The 16,897-nt window shown below is 33.2% G+C and carries 18 protein-coding genes and 1 riboswitch; of the genes, 13 read left to right on the forward strand and 5 right to left on the reverse strand.

What is annotated here, in order from left to right; all coding sequences use genetic code 11:
- Positions 1-7: 7 nt before the first annotated feature.
- The 4 genes from RAH41_RS03410 (at position 8) to RAH41_RS03425 (ending at position 3,278) form a co-directional block, all read left to right on the forward strand.
- A complete protein-coding gene (locus RAH41_RS03410; RefSeq protein ID WP_331220651.1) occupies positions 8-595 on the forward strand; it encodes a TetR/AcrR family transcriptional regulator in 588 nt (195 codons plus the stop codon).
- A 37-nt stretch (positions 596-632) separates the two neighbouring features.
- Positions 633-1,403, forward strand: a complete 771-nt coding sequence (locus RAH41_RS03415) for an enoyl-CoA hydratase (protein ID WP_331220653.1) — start codon at positions 633-635, stop codon at positions 1,401-1,403.
- 56 nt (positions 1,404-1,459) lie between these two features.
- On the forward strand, positions 1,460-2,233 hold the full coding sequence (locus RAH41_RS03420; RefSeq protein WP_331220655.1) for an electron transfer flavoprotein subunit beta/FixA family protein: 774 nt from the start codon (positions 1,460-1,462) through the stop codon (positions 2,231-2,233).
- A gap of 67 nt (positions 2,234-2,300) precedes the next feature.
- Positions 2,301-3,278 (forward strand): electron transfer flavoprotein subunit alpha/FixB family protein, encoded by a 978-nt coding sequence (locus RAH41_RS03425; RefSeq protein ID WP_331220657.1) that lies wholly within the window; start codon positions 2,301-2,303, stop codon positions 3,276-3,278.
- 183 nt (positions 3,279-3,461) lie between these two features.
- Here RAH41_RS03425 and RAH41_RS03430 read toward each other — a convergent pair whose 3' ends face one another.
- The 3 genes from RAH41_RS03430 to RAH41_RS03440 form a co-directional block, all read right to left on the reverse strand.
- The gene (locus RAH41_RS03430) at positions 3,462-3,701 is read right to left on the reverse strand and encodes a hypothetical protein (RefSeq protein ID WP_331220659.1); all 240 of its coding nucleotides are present in this window, start codon (positions 3,699-3,701) and stop codon (positions 3,462-3,464) included.
- Positions 3,702-3,992: 291 nt separating this feature from the next.
- Positions 3,993-4,151 (reverse strand): FbpB family small basic protein, encoded by a 159-nt coding sequence (locus tag RAH41_RS03435; RefSeq protein WP_331220661.1) that lies wholly within the window; start codon positions 4,149-4,151, stop codon positions 3,993-3,995.
- A gap of 207 nt (positions 4,152-4,358) precedes the next feature.
- Positions 4,359-4,829 carry a GNAT family N-acetyltransferase gene (locus tag RAH41_RS03440; protein WP_331220663.1) on the reverse strand — a complete coding sequence of 157 codons (471 nt, stop codon included), beginning with the start codon at positions 4,827-4,829 and terminating at the stop codon, positions 4,359-4,361.
- Between the two features lie 170 nt (positions 4,830-4,999).
- Here RAH41_RS03440 and trxA point away from each other — a divergent pair, with 170 nt between their 5' ends.
- From trxA to RAH41_RS03455, 3 genes are all read left to right on the forward strand, one after another.
- Complete coding sequence (trxA, locus tag RAH41_RS03445; protein ID WP_088068441.1) at positions 5,000-5,317, forward strand: thioredoxin; 318 nt, start codon at positions 5,000-5,002, stop codon at positions 5,315-5,317.
- A 283-nt stretch (positions 5,318-5,600) separates the two neighbouring features.
- A complete protein-coding gene (locus RAH41_RS03450; RefSeq protein ID WP_331220667.1) occupies positions 5,601-6,038 on the forward strand; it encodes a MarR family transcriptional regulator in 438 nt (145 codons plus the stop codon).
- 77 nt (positions 6,039-6,115) lie between these two features.
- Positions 6,116-7,744, forward strand: a complete 1,629-nt coding sequence (locus RAH41_RS03455; RefSeq protein WP_331220669.1) for an MDR family MFS transporter — start codon at positions 6,116-6,118, stop codon at positions 7,742-7,744.
- 519 nt (positions 7,745-8,263) lie between these two features.
- Here RAH41_RS03455 and RAH41_RS03460 read toward each other — a convergent pair.
- On the reverse strand, positions 8,264-8,695 hold the full coding sequence (locus RAH41_RS03460) for a hypothetical protein (RefSeq protein ID WP_331220670.1): 432 nt from the start codon (positions 8,693-8,695) through the stop codon (positions 8,264-8,266).
- Between the two features lie 147 nt (positions 8,696-8,842).
- On the opposite strand from RAH41_RS03460, the gene uvrC reads away from it, so the two are divergent.
- The 3 genes from uvrC (at position 8,843) to RAH41_RS03475 (ending at position 12,635) form a co-directional block, all read left to right on the forward strand.
- Entirely contained in the window at positions 8,843-10,618 is a 1,776-nt protein-coding gene (gene uvrC / locus RAH41_RS03465; RefSeq protein WP_331220671.1) for an excinuclease ABC subunit UvrC, read from the forward strand.
- A gap of 72 nt (positions 10,619-10,690) precedes the next feature.
- Positions 10,691-10,866: riboswitch (Lysine riboswitch) on the forward strand.
- A 105-nt stretch (positions 10,867-10,971) separates the two neighbouring features.
- On the forward strand, positions 10,972-12,213 hold the full coding sequence (locus RAH41_RS03470; protein WP_331220672.1) for an aspartate kinase: 1,242 nt from the start codon (positions 10,972-10,974) through the stop codon (positions 12,211-12,213).
- A 227-nt stretch (positions 12,214-12,440) separates the two neighbouring features.
- Complete coding sequence (locus tag RAH41_RS03475; protein ID WP_331220674.1) at positions 12,441-12,635, forward strand: hypothetical protein; 195 nt, start codon at positions 12,441-12,443, stop codon at positions 12,633-12,635.
- A 171-nt stretch (positions 12,636-12,806) separates the two neighbouring features.
- Here the strand turns inward: RAH41_RS03475 and RAH41_RS03480 are convergent, their stop codons facing one another.
- Positions 12,807-13,253, reverse strand: coding sequence for a YslB family protein (locus RAH41_RS03480; protein ID WP_331220676.1), 447 nt, complete (start codon positions 13,251-13,253; stop codon positions 12,807-12,809).
- Between the two features lie 301 nt (positions 13,254-13,554).
- Here RAH41_RS03480 and RAH41_RS03485 point away from each other — a divergent pair, with 301 nt between their 5' ends.
- The 3 genes from RAH41_RS03485 to sdhB are packed head-to-tail and all read left to right on the forward strand — an operon-like array spanning position 13,555 to position 16,738.
- A complete protein-coding gene (locus RAH41_RS03485) occupies positions 13,555-14,190 on the forward strand; it encodes a succinate dehydrogenase cytochrome b558 subunit (RefSeq protein ID WP_331220677.1) in 636 nt (211 codons plus the stop codon).
- Between the two features lie 12 nt (positions 14,191-14,202).
- Positions 14,203-15,969, forward strand: coding sequence for a succinate dehydrogenase flavoprotein subunit (gene sdhA, locus RAH41_RS03490; protein ID WP_331220678.1), 1,767 nt, complete (start codon positions 14,203-14,205; stop codon positions 15,967-15,969).
- Between the two features lie 7 nt (positions 15,970-15,976).
- Positions 15,977-16,738 carry a succinate dehydrogenase iron-sulfur subunit gene (sdhB, locus tag RAH41_RS03495; protein ID WP_098848600.1) on the forward strand — a complete coding sequence of 254 codons (762 nt, stop codon included), beginning with the start codon at positions 15,977-15,979 and terminating at the stop codon, positions 16,736-16,738.
- Positions 16,739-16,897: the final 159 nt, after the last annotated feature.

Consider the following 16,897-nt stretch of genomic DNA (forward strand, 5'->3'; position numbering starts at 1 on the left):
ATAAAAAATGAAAAGAGATAAACCAAAATATAAACAAATAATTGATGCTGCGGTTGTTGTAATTGCCGAAAATGGTTACCATCAGGCGCAAGTTTCTAAAATTGCAAAACAGGCTGGTGTAGCTGACGGAACAATCTATTTATATTTTAAAAATAAAGAATCCATCTTAATTTCACTGTTTGAAGAGAAGATGGGAAATTTTACTCAAAAAATTCGTGAAAAAATTGAAGGTAAACCGGACGCGATATCGAAATTATTAATGTTGGTAAAAACTCACTTTTATGAAATGTCTAAAGATTCGCATTTAGCAATCGTTATGCAATTGGAAGTAAGACAAACAAATATCGACCTTAGATTAAGAATAAATGAGGTACTAAAAGAGTATCTACATATCATTGATTCAATTTTAAATGAAGGAGTCAATACTGGTTTGTTCGACAGACAATTGGATATTCGTACAGCTAGACAAATGATTTTCGGCACGATTGATGAAGTGATGACACATTGGGTAATGACAGGTCAAAAACAAGATTTAGAGTCAAAAGCCGATAAAGTTCACCAACTATTAATAAGAGGATGCGGTTACCAAAATTAACGTTCTAGTACATTTTGAAAAATAGGGAGGAATAGCTATGAGTTTAATTCAATGTAAAATATCCGATGGTATTGCATTATTAACAATTCAAAATCCACCAGCAAATGCAATGTCTTCGGTTGTATTTGCTGATTTAGTTAAGCGTTTAGATGAATTAGAAAATAACAATGATGTAAGCGTTTTAGTTGTTCATGGAGAAGGTAGATTTTTCTCTGCAGGTGCAGATATAAAAGAATTTACTTCTTTCAAAAATGCTGAAGATGCAGCAGCTGTTGCAAGAAGAGGTCAATTAGTTTTTGATCGTGTTGAAAATTATTCTAAGCCGATTATCGCAGCAATTCACGGGGCTGCATTAGGTGGCGGATTAGAATTTGCAATGAGCTGTCACATTCGAGTTGTTGCAGAAAACGCAAAACTTGGTTTACCTGAATTAAACTTAGGAATTATTCCTGGGTTTGCTGGGACACAACGATTACCACGTTATGTAGGTAAAGATAAAGCGTTAGTTATGCTTGCGACTTCAGAACCAATTTCTGGTGTTGAAGCTAAGGAAATTGGATTAGCTACAATGGTAGTACCAGAAGAAACTTTATTAGATGAAGCAAATGCATTAGCAGCGAAAATTGCTAATAAAAGTATGCAATCAATCCAATATATTCAACAACTACTATCTTCTACTAGAACTACTTCCTATCATGAAGCGGTGGAAGAAGAGTCTAAATTATTTGGAGAGATTTTTACAACTGAAAATGCAAAAGAGGGTATTTCGGCATTTTTAGAAAAAAGAAAACCAGTGTTTAATAAATAAGTAGTTTAATATTTTAAAAAAATAGATGTAGTTACATTTCCTGGGAGGGTATAACAATGAACATTTATGTACTATTAAAAAGAACATTTGACACTGAAGAGAAAATTACAATTTCAAATGGTGCAATCCAAGAAGATGGCGCTGAATTTATTATAAATCCATACGATGAGTATGCAGTTGAAGAGGCGATTCAAATTCGTGACGCTCATGGTGGCGAAGTAACTGTCATTACAATTGGTAACGAAGATAGTGAAAAAGAACTTCGTACAGCACTAGCTATGGGTGCTGATAAAGCTGTATTAATTAACGTTGAAGATGACATAACAAATGCTGATCAATATACAACTTCTAAACTTATTGCTAAATACTTAGAAGATAAAGATCCTTCAATTATTTTAGCAGGTAATGTTGCAATTGATGGAGGTACTGGTCAAGTAGGTCCACGCGTTGCTGAATTATTAAATATTCCTTACGTGACAACAATTACTAAAATTGACATTAATGGTACGACAGCTACAATCGAACGTGATGTAGAGGGAGATACAGAAATCATTGAAACATCTTTACCATTATTAATCACTGCTCAACAAGGCTTAAATGAACCAAGATATCCTTCTTTACCTGGTATTATGAAAGCTAAGAAAAAGCCTTTAGATGAATTAGAATTAGATGATCTAGATTTAGAAGAAGATGAAGTTCAAGCAAAAACGAAAACAATTGAAATTTACCTACCTGCGAAAAAAGAAGCAGGCAAAGTGTTAACTGGTGAATTAAAGGATCAAGTAAAAGAATTAGTTTCGTTATTACGTTCTGAAGCAAAAGTAATCTAATTTTATTGAATAGTAGAACTTAAATAATAGATTAATATCGTAATAGAAAATTTTGGAGGGAAATAACATGTCACGTAAAGTATTAGTATTAGGCGAAGTTCGTGAAGGATTACTACGAAATGTTTCTTTTGAGGCAGTAAGCACGGCTAAGACAGTTGCTGAGGGCGGAGAAGTAGTTGCTGTATTAGTAGGTAAATCAGTTAGTGCATTAGCTACTGAAATGATTCAATACGGTGCAGATCGTGCAATCGTTGTTGAAGATGAAAAATTAGCATCATATACTTCAGATGGATATTCTCAAGCACTTTTAGCTGTTATTGATCAAGAAAAACCAGATGGGCTAGTATTCGGTCATACAGCTTTAGGTAAGGATTTATCTCCGAAACTTGCTGCTCGTATGCAAAGTGGTCTAATTTCAGATGTTACAGCAATCGAAGTAGCTGGTGGAAATATTGTTTTCACTCGTCCGATTTACTCAGGTAAGGCATTTGAGAAAAAAGTTATGGTAGATCCATTTATTTTTGCAACAATCCGTCCAAATAACATTTCAGCATTAGAAAAAGATGCTACTCGCACTGGTGATGTAGCAACTGTTTCAGTTGAGATTAAAGACTTACGTTCAATCGTTAAAGATGTTGTGCGTAAAGCGAGTGAAGGTGTAGACCTTTCAGAAGCGAAAGTGGTCGTTGCTGGTGGTCGTGGAGTTAAGAGTGAAGAAGGCTTTAATCCATTAAAAGAATTAGCTTCAGTACTAGGTGCTGCTGTAGGTGCATCTCGTGGTGCATGTGATGCTAACTATTGTGACTACTCTTTACAAATTGGTCAAACTGGTAAAGTTGTAACACCTGATTTATATATTGCATGTGGTATTTCAGGAGCTATTCAACATTTAGCTGGTATGTCAAACTCTAAAGTAATCGTTGCAATTAACAAGGATCCAGAAGCGAATATCTTCAAAGTAGCTGATTACGGAATCGTTGGTGACTTATTCGAAGTATTACCTTTATTAACAGAAGAATTTAAAGCTGTATTAGTTAACTCTTAATATAGAAGCAATAAATGATGCCCACAAGAACATTAGTATCTTGTGGGTTATTTTGTGTATTTTTCAAGTTTACGTCACCTAAGTACCTTAAAAAATTAACAATAAAAAAGAGGGGTTCAAAAGTAATTTTGCTTTTGGAACACCTCCTTTATTGTTTTTCTAATCTCTTACAAGCCATTGTCATTACATCCTAACAATGACTGACCCACCGCCACTTGTTACAACTTGATTTTGTTTTTGTTCAAGTTGTCTAAGTAATTCATTATTTGCTTCGATTGCTTTTACAAGGTTTGTAATTTGATTTTCAAGATTCATAAACATTTGCATGATTGATTGATGATCAGTTTGTACATGACCTTGAACACCGTTTCTCATAGGATGTTGGGGATGATGCGGATATGAATTCCAAAATGGATGATGCATACGTTTACCTCCAATTTCTAGACCAATGTACTATATAGTACGTCTTACTATTATAAGAGTTCGCCTATTTTAGTTGATTAATTATTGCTACTTTTATAAGAGAAGTTTAATTAACAAATTTGATTTCGTTAGAATGAATTTTGCAGTATACATAAGGAAAAAGAAGTGATTTTTTACATGTGGTTTATGCTTATATTGGAGAAGGTGAAAATAGGTAGTATTAAGAGAATGGATTAAATTATTATTCGTACAACACAAAAAAAGTAATCCCTCCCAAGGATTACTTAAAATTTATGATATAGCTTTGTTTAGTTTGTTTTTTTCAGATAATAATTCGTGGCGCTTTTCAATTTTTCTTTCAATTTTTTCAATTTCTTCTTTGTTTCTTAATAAAGATTGTTTATTCTCATTAACTAATTGATTAAACGATTTACGTAAAGGTTTTCTCATAAATGCCACTCCTATCGTGTTAAATTTTTTGAATATTATTATTATATTCAACAATATATTAACATAAAAATCTGACATTAATTCGAGTAAGATTTTACGAATTTGTGACAAAAGTAGCGAATTGAATTGTTACTCATGGACTAGATCGATTAACTTAACGTCTCATGCAGCAAACAATCAATACTTTAACACTTAAATATGAAAATATCATGAATAAATCTTTTCATAAACTTCTACTTCAATACCATCTGCATTCTGTTTATTTTCTACATATTTAAAACCTTGTGATTTCCAAAAAGATTTTGCTTGTTGGTTATTAATTAGCACACCTAATCGTAAACCGTGAATATTTCTTTTTATAAGTAATTCTTCAAATAATACAAATGCGTTTGTTCCAAATCCATATCCATGGTAATCATGATGGATCATTAAAAGACCTAACCACGGAAAGCCATCTTTAGGATTTAGCGCTAAAAAATCAATTAATCCTATATAGGTTTCATCTAATTTGATAAAATAAGTTTCCGTTTGTTGTGAGGAAACAAAATATTCCTTTATTAGTTCTTCTTTCGTTCGTGTTAAACGACCATTCTCCATTAAATTGTAATTTTGATTTGAATTTGTAATTTCTTCGATTACTTCAATTAAGTCTGTTGTAATTCTTTCAAATGTTATCACTTTTTTATTCCTTTCATTCGTATATCAACTATTTGTTTGGAAATAGTAAGTTTGAGCAAATAAATAGAAAATGCTAATTCTCATATGGTATACTTTCTTTAAAATTATAACAAATTATGTCAATCTACATATTTTACTAATGTAGCTTGCGCAGGTAGGAGGAAAAATAAATGGCAATTGTTAATGCAACAAACGCAACGTTTGCAGAAGAAACAAAAGAAGGTGTAGTATTAGTTGATTTTTGGGCAACTTGGTGTGGTCCTTGTAAAATGATTGCTCCAGTATTAGAAGAATTAGCTTCTGAATACGGAGATAAAGTTAAAATTGTTAAAGTTGATGTTGATGAAAACCAAGAAACAGCAGCTAAATTTGAAGTTATGAGCATTCCATCATTATTCGTTCTTAAAGACGGCGAAGTAGTTGAAAAAACTTTAGGTTTCAAACCAAAAGAAGCATTAGAAGAATTAATTACTCCACATATTGGTTAATTATAATTTGTAAGAAATGCACTCATAATATGAGTGCATTTCTTTTTTTTTGCATTTTTAACTAAAAAAAAAATTCGGTTAGAACAATATTTTATAAAACCAATATCTTAAGCCAATGTAAAGGTTTTCATTATAATTATCAAAATCATCAATTAGAGAAGTTAAAAATTTCTAATGTAAATGAGATTGACTATTTTTCTGTCACGTTTTATATTTAATAAGCATTAATATTTAACAGACATTAAATATTTATTTAGGTTAATTTTTAAAGGAGGTTAACTTTTTGGGTAACAAAAATGAGTACATTGAACGAATTCAGATTGCACTTCAAAGTACTATTCATAAAATGCAACCAAAAGTGACAGAAAGTATGAATAGTCATGGTGTAACAGCTACTCAATTTTTTGTTTTAATGTACTTACGAAAAAAAGAAAGCTGTAAAATATCTGAAATAGCAGAGATGATGGGTGTAAAACCAAGTGCGGTATCATTTATGATTGATCGACTTGAACATAATGACTTTGTATATAGAGAACATGATAAAAAAGACCGCAGAGTTGTAAATATTATGTTAACTGAGGAAGGTATTAAAAAATTAGAATCAGTGATAAAAGATCGAAAAGAAATTTTTGAAAGTTTCTTGTTTAACCTTTCTGACGATGAGTTATTACAATTTGCTCAGATTACTGAAAAGCTTGCAAATGCTGCAGCTGATTTATAGAAATTTTTACAAAATACTTTTTTGTATTAGTAAATATAAAAAGAAAAAAGATATGGAAGAGAAGGGAGAAATATATTTTGACTTCAAATACAGTTGGACAAAAAGAAGGCAATCGTAAACTATTGCTAATTGGTCTAATAATTGCAATGTTTTTCTCAGCATTGGATGGCACGATAGTTGGTACTGCAATGCCTAAAATAGTTGGGGACCTTGGTGGTTTAAGTATGATGACTTGGCTTACAACAGCATACTTATTAACTTCAACTACTGTAGTGCCAATCGCAGGAAAATTAGCAGACTTATTAGGTCGTAGAAGTGTTTATATTGCAGGTTTAGTTATATTTATGGCAGCTTCCGCATTATGTGGTATTGCCCACAACATGACTGAATTAATTATTTACCGTGGTATTCAAGGTATCGGTGGCGGCGTAATGATGCCAATGGCGATGATTGTAATCGGGGATTTATTTACAGGTAAAGAACGTGCGAAATTCCAAGGGGTTTTCGGTGGTATTTATGGTTTAGCTTCAGTAATCGGTCCACAAATCGGTGGTTGGATTGTTGATTCATTAAACTGGAAATGGGTATTCTACATTAACCTTCCAGTAGGGATTATCGCAACAATTTTTATTGCATTAGGTTTAAAAGGAAGAAAAAATACTGGACCAATCAATTTCGATATCGCTGGTATGGTGACGATGATTATCGGTGTTGTAAGCTTACTCCTTGCTTTAAGTTTAGGTGGAGTTAAGTATGATTGGAATTCATGGCAAATCATTAGTTTATTTGTATTAGCAGTAATTGGAATCATTAGCTTTGTTATCGCAGAAAATAAAGCTAAAGAACCGATTCTACCAATGCATTTATTTAAAAATAGAACTTTTGTAACATTAAACTTAATTGGTTTCTTTATGACAATAGCTATGTTTGGTGCAATTATGTTCGTACCATTCTTCATGCAAGGTATTGTTGGAGTAAGTGCAACACAATCAGGAACAATTATGACGCCAATGATGATCACTATGATTATTGCAAGTATTATTGGTGGTCAGGTTGTATTTAAAGTAGGTATTAAACCACAAATTATTACAGGAATGTTTGTAATTGCATTAGGTTTATACTTATTAACAACTTTAGATATGGATTCAAGTAAAACAATTGCAACAATCTTTATGGGAGTTATGGGTCTTGGTATTGGTTTAGTAATGCCGACAATTACACTAGCTCTACAAGAAGTATTTGATAAGAAGGAATTAGGGATTGTAACATCTTCTAGCCAATTCTTCCGTTCAATCGGTGGTACTTTTGGTGCAACTGTTTTAGGTGCTGTAATGAACAGTAAATCAGGAACACTTCTAAATAATGATTTGGTTCCATTTTTAAATAAATTACCAGCACAAGCTGCGCCATTAGTAGACAAATTTAAAGATATGATTAATACAACTCCTCAATCTGTATTTACAATGTTATTTAATGCGGATGCTAAGAAGCTAATTCCTAAGCCAATTTTAGAAGGTATGTTACCAATCATTAAAACATCTTTAATGGATTCATTACACCAAGTATTCTTTGTTGGTTTAGGATTCATCATAATTGGTGTCATCGTAACATTATTCTTAACACCAATTAAATTAACGAATAGAAAAGCTGGAGATAAAGAAGGTAATGGGCAAGAACAAGTTGAAGTGGAAACTGCGACTTCTTAATTTCTAAGCTATAATTTAAAATAAAAACCATCCTTTTGGATGGTTTTAGACCAGTCTGAAAATCAAGTTTTTAGTACTTTGTCTACACACTGAAGGGACACTAACTATATAGTGTCCTTTTTTACTGTTGAAAAAATACCTTGTTAATTCATTAAAATTTCCGTAAAAGGAGTAGAGTGATGTTGATTTCCATTTCAGTCTTTCGCCTCCTCGGCAAGCCTGCAGGGTCTTTAGCCTTCCCGCTAATCCCATAGGAGTCGAGCACCCCTCCATTCCAATCAACTTATTCATCAAAAAGTGTCCTGAGATAAACACTAATCAAATACCTTTACTTAGCGTAATGTAACTTTTTAAAATCATTAAAAGGACATTCAAAAAATGCTATTTATCATATTTAAAAGATCTATTAAAGTCTATTTTTCCTATTGACTATTTTATAATGCCAATTCACCACTGATTTGGAATCTGAAAAAAAAGAGAGGTCCCATAAAAGATTTACTTTTCGGGACACTCTCTTTCTTAAATAGCCATTGTTACTTTTTCTTTTCTTTTTTTGATTTTTCGTTTATTATTCCACAAAATCCAAGATAGAGCTAATCCTGTTCCTGTAAGTATGAAAAGACCGATACCACTAATTAAACCAATTATACCGGTATGTAAGCTTTTCACTGAAAATGCAGACTGCTCAGGTCTCTTTCCAAAATTTTGAAATGGAGTTTGAGTATTATCTCCACTTTGTCCATTTTGAAGTGTAGTATTTTGATCGCTATTTTGAGATTGTTGGTTTCCATTAAACTGTCCACCCGATGGAAACTGACCTTGCATAGAAAATCTTCCTTTTTCTTCGCCACCTTTATTGAAATACAGGATAATTCCTGTAGCAGATTCGATTAGTAGGAAAACCGAAACAATCACACCAATCCAAAAATGAACTACTCTTACTTTTTTCATCTCAACATTTCTCCTTTTCTTCTATTGATGAAATTAAAGTTACTATAGAAAACTTAATTTTTACTTAATACCATTAAAGTATTTTCAGTTTTTAAATGTGGAGATTATAATATTAAGTGTACAAATGCACGAAAGAGGTGAGAGGAAATGGACAATCACTTAAAAGAAAAATTAGCACTTCTACCTGATCAGCCTGGTTGCTATTTGATGAAAGATATTCAAGGGACAATCATTTACGTAGGAAAAGCTAAAGTTTTAAAAAATAGAGTTAGATCTTATTTCACGGGATCCCATGATGGTAAGACATATCGATTAGTTCAAGAGATAACTGACTTTGAATATATTGTTACTTCTTCAAATATGGAAGCTTTAATTCTTGAGATGAATTTAATTAAGAAATATGATCCGAAATATAATATCATGTTGAAGGATGATAAATCATACCCCTTTATTAAAATAACTGCTGAAAAGCATCCTCGCTTATTGATTACGCGAAATGTAAAAAAAGATAAAGGAAAATATTTTGGACCATTCCCTAATGCTACAGCCGCTAATGAAACAAAAAAATTATTAGATCGTCTATATCCATTACGAAAATGTTCTTCACTACCAGATAAAGTTTGTTTATATTATCATATTGGTCAGTGTCTTGCGCCTTGTGTAAAAGAAGTAACTGATCAACAAAATCAAGAAATAGTTAATGAAATTGCTCGTTTTCTAAACGGTGGGGAAGATCAAATTCGAAAAGAATTAGAGGCAAAAATGCTTGCTGCATCTGAACAATTAGATTTCGAGCGTGCGAAAGAGTATCGAGACCAAATTGTATCAATTGAAGCGACTATGGAAAAGCAGAAAATGATGAGTAGTGATTTAGTTGATCGAGATGTATTTGGATATGCGGTTGATAAGGGATGGATGTGTGTTCAAGTATTCTTTGTGCGTAGAGGAAAATTAATTGAAAGAGATGTATCATATTTTCCAATTTACGATGAACCAGAAGAAGAGTTCCTATCATTTATTGGGCAATTTTATGAAAAACCACACAATATAAAACCAAAAGAAATTTTTGTACCAGATAAAGTGGATACTGAAATTTTAAAAGGTTTACTGAAAATTCCTGTATTCCAACCAAAAAGAGGCCAAAAAAAGGAACTTGTTGTATTAGCAAATAAAAATGCCAAAATTGGTCTAGGTGAGAAGTTTAAATTAATTGAGCGAGATGAAGAAAGAACGGTTAAAGCAATAGAAAAACTAGGGGATATTTTAAATATTGAAACCCCGTATCGAATTGAAGCATTTGATAATTCAAATATTCAAGGAACAAATCCTGTTTCAGCTATGGTTGTCTTTATAGACGGAAAACCTTCAAAAAAAGATTATCGTAAATATAAAATCAAAACTGTCGTAGGTCCTGATGATTACGATTCAATGCGTGAGGTTGTACGTAGAAGATATTCGAGAGCATTAAAAGAAAATCTACCTTTACCAAACTTAATAATTGTGGATGGTGGGAAAGGCCATCTAGCTGCAGTTGAAGATGTACTCCATAATGAGTTAGGTCTATTCATCCCAACAGCTGGGCTTGTTAAAGATGAAAAGCATCGCACTTCTGAGTTATTAATAGGACAACCGCCTCAAATTGTCCAACTTGGAAGACAGAGCCAAGAATTCTTTTTATTACAAAGAATTCAAGACGAGGTACACAGATTTGCGATAGAATTCTATCGTCAGCTACACAGTAAATCAATGGTTCAATCTGCTTTAGATGGTATAGCAGGAGTGGGTGGAACAAGAAAGAAAGCTCTTCTTAAACATTTTGGATCAGTCAAAAAAATAAAAGAGGCATCAATCGATGAGTTAATAGAAGCTAAAATGCCAAAAAATGTTGCTGAGGAAATTTTTCATCATTTCCATAAAGAGTGATCTAGTTCCAAATTTTTATCTTGACACTATTTTCAAAATAATTTATATTTTAGTTAAAATTAAATGATTTTCTCTCGTAATAGAGGTGCAAAACTTAAAAGTATGCTGTCATAGACGTGTGGCGTTGTAATGGACAGTTGAAAGGAAGTTTTGCCGAAATAAAATGAATCCACAATTCATTTTGTTGGGACTGCATTTAAGAAATGTAGTACTGTCGCATAATATTTATGCGGGGAGCTATTGAAGAGATGTTGATGATATGTCTATTTTATTTTATTTAAAATTAGGCGCGTGAACATTGCTTCACGCGCTTTTTTGTATTCTTTTTTAAGAAAAAAGTGAGGATGAGAAAAATGGGAATTATTGTTCAGAAATTCGGCGGTACTTCAGTAGGCTCAATTGAACGAATTCAGCATGTTGCTGAAACAGTAACCAAATCATATAAAGAAGGAAACCAAGTTGTTACAGTTGTGTCTGCGATGGGACATCATACAGACGAACTAGTTAGTTTAGCAGCTCAAATTAGTCCGCAAAACAGTAAACGTGAATTAGATATGTTACTTACTACAGGGGAACAAGTATCAATTTCGCTACTAGCTATGGCAATCCAAGCAAAAGGTTTTAAAGCTATTTCACTAACTGGTTGGCAGGCTGGAATTCAAACTGAATCTGTCCATGGAAATGCACGGATAGAAACCATTCATACTGATCGAATTCAACAATTACTAGATGAAGGGTATATCGTAATTGTTGCTGGCTTCCAAGGTTTAAGTGACAACAATGAAATTACTACATTAGGTCGTGGTGGTTCAGATACTACAGCTGTTGCATTGGCCGCTGCTCTAAATGCAGAACGTTGTGATATTTATACGGACGTATTAGGTGTTTATACTACGGATCCAAGAGTTGAGCCGAATGCATCTAAATTAAGCCATGTCTCTTATGATGAAATGCTAGAGCTTGCAGCTTTAGGAGCAGCGGTTTTACATCCAAGAGCAGTAGAATTCGCAAAAAATTATAATTTAATTATTCAAGTTCGTTCAAGTCAACATGATGAAATTGGTACATTTATTGGGGAGGAAACACTAATGGAGCAACAATCAGTCGTAAGAGGAATCGCATTTGAATCAAATGTAACAAGGATGACTTTAAATGGTTTAAATAACCATGTAGATTTATTACCTAAAATCTTTACTTTATTAGCAAGTGAAGGTATTGATGTAGATATTATTATCCAAAGCGTAACATCAGATAACTTAGTAAATCTTTCATTCTCAATCAAATCTGAAAATATGATGGAAGCAATAACGGTTCTAGAATCAAAGAAAGAATTTTTAGGTTACCGTTCATTTGATTTTGAAAGTGAACTTGCTAAAGTTTCAATTGTGGGCAGTGGAATGGTTTCAAATCCAGGAGTTGCTGCTAAAATGTTTAAATTTTTAGCTGAAAGTGAAATCCCTGTAAAAATGGTAAGTACATCTGAAATTAAAGTCTCAACAGTTGTACCAAAATCAAAATTACAAGAAGCAGTTCACGCTCTTCATAAAGGATATGAATTAGATCGTATTAATGAAGAAGTAGTAGTAGAAAACTAAATAGAAATTAAACCCTTTTAGCGTACAAATTCTCATATATATAGGCGGCTTTGAAATATTGATTTTTTAATATTCATCACGTTCAGATATACCGAGCCGTATAGTATAGAGATAGCGCTTAAAAGGGTTTTTTATTTGTTGAGCGAATAAATTATATAAAGATTCTGTAAATTTATAATAAGTAAGGCGAACGGCTAAATGGTAAATAAAAGAAGGAGGTATTAATAATGAGGCATAGTATACTTGCCTACGGATATGGAGAAATTGTGCTACAGTTCGTTCTATTAATACTCGCCATTTTGTTTTTTGTTTCTATTTGTTTAGTCTTGTTAAATTCTATTATTAAAGGAGTTAAAAGAAACAAGAATTTTGAGGGGATTAGAAGGCAGGATCCAAGTAAGGAAAGGAAAGAGAAGGGGTAAGGAAATTAATATTTAGTAGACTTAACTGATCTTTTCCTTAAATTAAAGTAATAATATAAACCCAATGATTAATTTGTAAATACTCATTGTTTTACTCGTATTTGAACTTATATTTCAATGTTTCAAAAGAAAAACACCACAATGCCTAAATTCCTTGTGGTGTTTTTCGAGTTATTTTCTTGTTATAGGATCCTTTAAATCCCATTTTACTTGAAACTTTACTTTGTCGCCTCTTTTGCTATGTTCTTCATACGTTTCAGCTATAACATCGATTTGCTGTTGAATTTGCATCGCTAGAAATCCAGCTTCTAATTGGTAAGATACGTTCTTTTTTTGTTGATTTCTGTATGTAATTAATTCAGAAGATAGTGTTAAATGAACTTCTTGCTTCTTTTCTTCTTCAACAGTAAGAGTACCCCAACCAGCTTGATCAAAAAATTCTATAATTTCTTCAAATGTTGCTAAAGGATATTTTCTGGCAATCATTTTACCCGCCCAATATAAAATATCATTTTGCTCTTTTCCTAATAAATCATTCAATAAATCATTACGTATTAGCTCATAGCCAAAACCAGAAATATTTCCCGGAATATTTAAATTTTCAATGCCGTTCGTCATGGTCGGATAACTCTCCCTTTCCTAAAAAAACATGTTTTTATTATATACAATATTTAATAGTAAAAACAATAATTCGTCATATGTAGATTACAAGGATTACCAATCTAAATGAGAAGTTTTTTCAGTAAAGAAAAATGTACGCGTTTTCTTGACCTCCTATATTATCAGGAGTAAAATGGGTTGTAGATAATTGTCATAAAAATTTCGACTTTTTATGCGAATTGCTTATTTATTCTATTTTATTAGAATAATAGAGGAATTAATTTTTCATGTGCACAAACTAAAGGGGGCAGGGGTTTACATGAGCAACAAGAATGGAAGGGAGTTTTTCTTTAGAAAACTTCATTCATTGCTAGGAGTTATTCCAGTTGGGATCTTTTTAACACAGCACTTAGTTGTCAATCATTTTGCAACAAATGGAGCAACATCTTTCAACAAAGCTGCTGAATTTATGGCGAATTTACCATTCCGCTATTTTTTAGAAGTTTTTGTCATTTTCTTACCAATTTTATACCATGCAATTTACGGACTATACATTGCGTTCACAGGAACTAGCAATGTTAAAAATTATGGATACTTACGTAACTGGTTATATTTATTCCAACGTATTTCTGGTGTAATTACTTTAATTTTTATTACTTGGCACGTATGGCAAACACGTATTGCTGCTCAAATGGGAGCAACAGTTGATTATAATATGATGGCTGATATTTTTCATTCAAAATTTATGTTAGTTTTCTATATAGTAGGTGTTATTTCAACAATCTTCCACTTTGCTAATGGATTATGGTCATTCTTCGTATCTTGGGGAATTACTGTTACACCTAGATCACAACGTATTTCAACATATGTAACATTAGGTGTTTTCGTAGTATTATCAATCGTTGGATTACGTGCTATCTTTGCATTCATTGATCCACAACTAGCGAATTTGTAAGGAGAGAGAGTCATGAGTGGGAAAATAATTATCGTCGGTGGCGGATTAGCTGGTCTTATGGCAACAATTAAAGCCGCTGAAGCTGGCACAAAAGTAGATTTATTTTCATTAGTTCCCGTAAAACGATCACATTCAGTATGTGCTCAAGGTGGAATTAATGGTGCGGTTAATACAAAAGGTGAAGGTGACTCTCCTTGGGAGCACTTTGATGATACAATTTATGGTGGGGATTTCTTAGCAAACCAACCACCTGTAAAGGCAATGGCAGAAGCAGCACCAGGTATCATTCATATGATGGACCGTATGGGTGTAATGTTCAACCGTACGCCTGAGGGACTATTAGACTTCCGTCGTTTCGGTGGAACGCAACATCACCGTACAGCATTTGCTGGTGCTACGACTGGGCAACAATTATTATATGCATTAGATGAGCAAGTTCGTCGTTACGAGTCTGAAGGTCTTGTTCAAAAGTATGAAGGTTGGGAATTTTTAAGAGTTGTTGTTGATGATGAAGGAGTATGTCGTGGTATCGTTGGACAAAACTTAACATCAATGGAAATCGTAAGTTTCCCTGCGGATGCTGTAATTATGGCATCTGGTGGTCCTGGAATTATCTTTGGTAAAACTACAAATTCAATTATCAACACTGGTTCAGCTGCTGCAGCTGTATATCGTCAAGGTGCAGTTTATTCAAATGGTGAATTTATTCAAATCCATCCAACTGCAATTCCTGGAGATGATAAAAACCGTTTAATGAGTGAAAGTGCTCGTGGTGAAGGTGGACGAGTTTGGACGTATAAAGATGGTAAACCATGGTATTTCTTAGAAGAGAAATATCCTGCATATGGAAATCTTGTACCAAGGGATATTGCTACACGTGAGATTTTCTCTGTATGTGTTGACCACAAGCTTGGTATTAATGGTGAAAACATGGTTTATCTAGATCTTTCACATAAAGATCCACATGAACTTGATGTAAAACTTGGTGGAATCATCGAGATTTATGAGAAATTCACAGGTGATGATCCGAAAAAAGTTCCAATGAAGATCTTCCCAGCAGTTCACTATTCAATGGGTGGATTATGGGTTGACTATGACCAAATGACGACAATTCCTGGATTATTTGCTGCTGGTGAGTGTGATTACTCAATGCACGGAGCTAACCGTTTAGGAGCTAACTCATTACTTTCTGCTATTTATGGTGGAATGGTAGCTGGACCAAATGCTGTAAGATACGTTAATGGTTTAGCTAAATCTTCAGATGATGTTTCAACTTCTGTATACGAATCAAATGCTAATGAAGAAAAAGAAAAAATGAATCGTATTTATAAAATGGACGGTAAAGAAAATGCATACCTTCTTCATAAAGAGCTTGGAGAGTGGATGACAGACAATGTTACTGTAGTTCGATTCAATGATCGCTTATTAAAAACTGATGAAAAAATTCAAGAGCTTTATGAGCGCTATCAAAACATTAATATTAATGATACAGCTAAATGGAGTAACCAAGGTGCTTCATTTACTCGTCAACTTGAAAACATGCTTCACTTATCACGTGTTATCACATTAGGAGCATATAACCGTAATGAAAGCCGTGGAGCTCACTATAAACCTGAATTCCCAGAACGTAATGATGAGGAATTCTTAAAAACTACAATGGCTAAATTTGATGAAAAATCAAATTCACCATTATTCCATTACGAAGATGTTGATACATCATTAATCCAACCAAGAAAACGAGATTATTCTAAGAAGAAGGAGGACAAAGCAAATGCATAATGGAACAATGACTGCTGAAAAGACAATTACTGTAATTGTTAAACGTCAAGATTCACCAAATACTGCGCCATATGAAGAAACATTTACTGTCCCTTATCGTCCGAATATGAACGTAATCTCGGCGTTAATGGAAATTCGTAAAAATCCAGTTAATTCAAATGGAAAAGAAACGACTGCAATTTCTTGGGACATGAACTGTCTTGAAGAGGTTTGTGGAGCATGTTCTATGATTATCAATGGCAAACCAAGACAATCATGTTCGGCGCTTATTGACAAATTGGAACAACCAATTCGTCTTGAGCCAATGAGCACATTCCCAGTAGTACGTGACTTACAAGTTGATCGTAGCCGCATGTTCGATTCTTTAAAACGAGTTAAAGCTTGGATTCCAATAGATGGAACGCATGACTTAGGTCCTGGACCAAGAATGCCTGAAAGAAAACGTCAATGGGCTTATGAATTATCAAAATGTATGACTTGTGGTGTATGTTTAGAAGCTTGTCCAAACGTTAATAGTAAATCTAACTTTATTGGACCTGCACCACTTTCACAAGTACGTTTATTTAATGCTCATCCAACTGGAGAAATGAATAAAGAAGAACGTCTACATGCAATTATGGGAGACGGTGGACTATCAAACTGTGGTAACTCACAAAACTGTGTACAATCTTGTCCAAAAGGTATTCCTTTAACAACTTCAATTGCAGCATTAAACCGTGCAACTACAATCCAATCTTTCAAAGACTTTTTTGGAAGTGACGAAATTTAATAAACAAAAAAGCATGTCCTTTTGGGACATGCTTTTTTTTGCATTTTTAATAAAATATCTTCTAATAAACTCCCATATCAAGTCATATCAATAGTAAAGGCAGCAAAGGGATAGATGGTTACTTATCATATTAAATCACTCCTTTCGAACGGAGGTTGA

This window comes from Gottfriedia acidiceleris, assembly GCF_036421055.1.
Classification (GTDB): domain Bacteria; phylum Bacillota; class Bacilli; order Bacillales; family Bacillaceae_G; genus Gottfriedia; species Gottfriedia acidiceleris_C.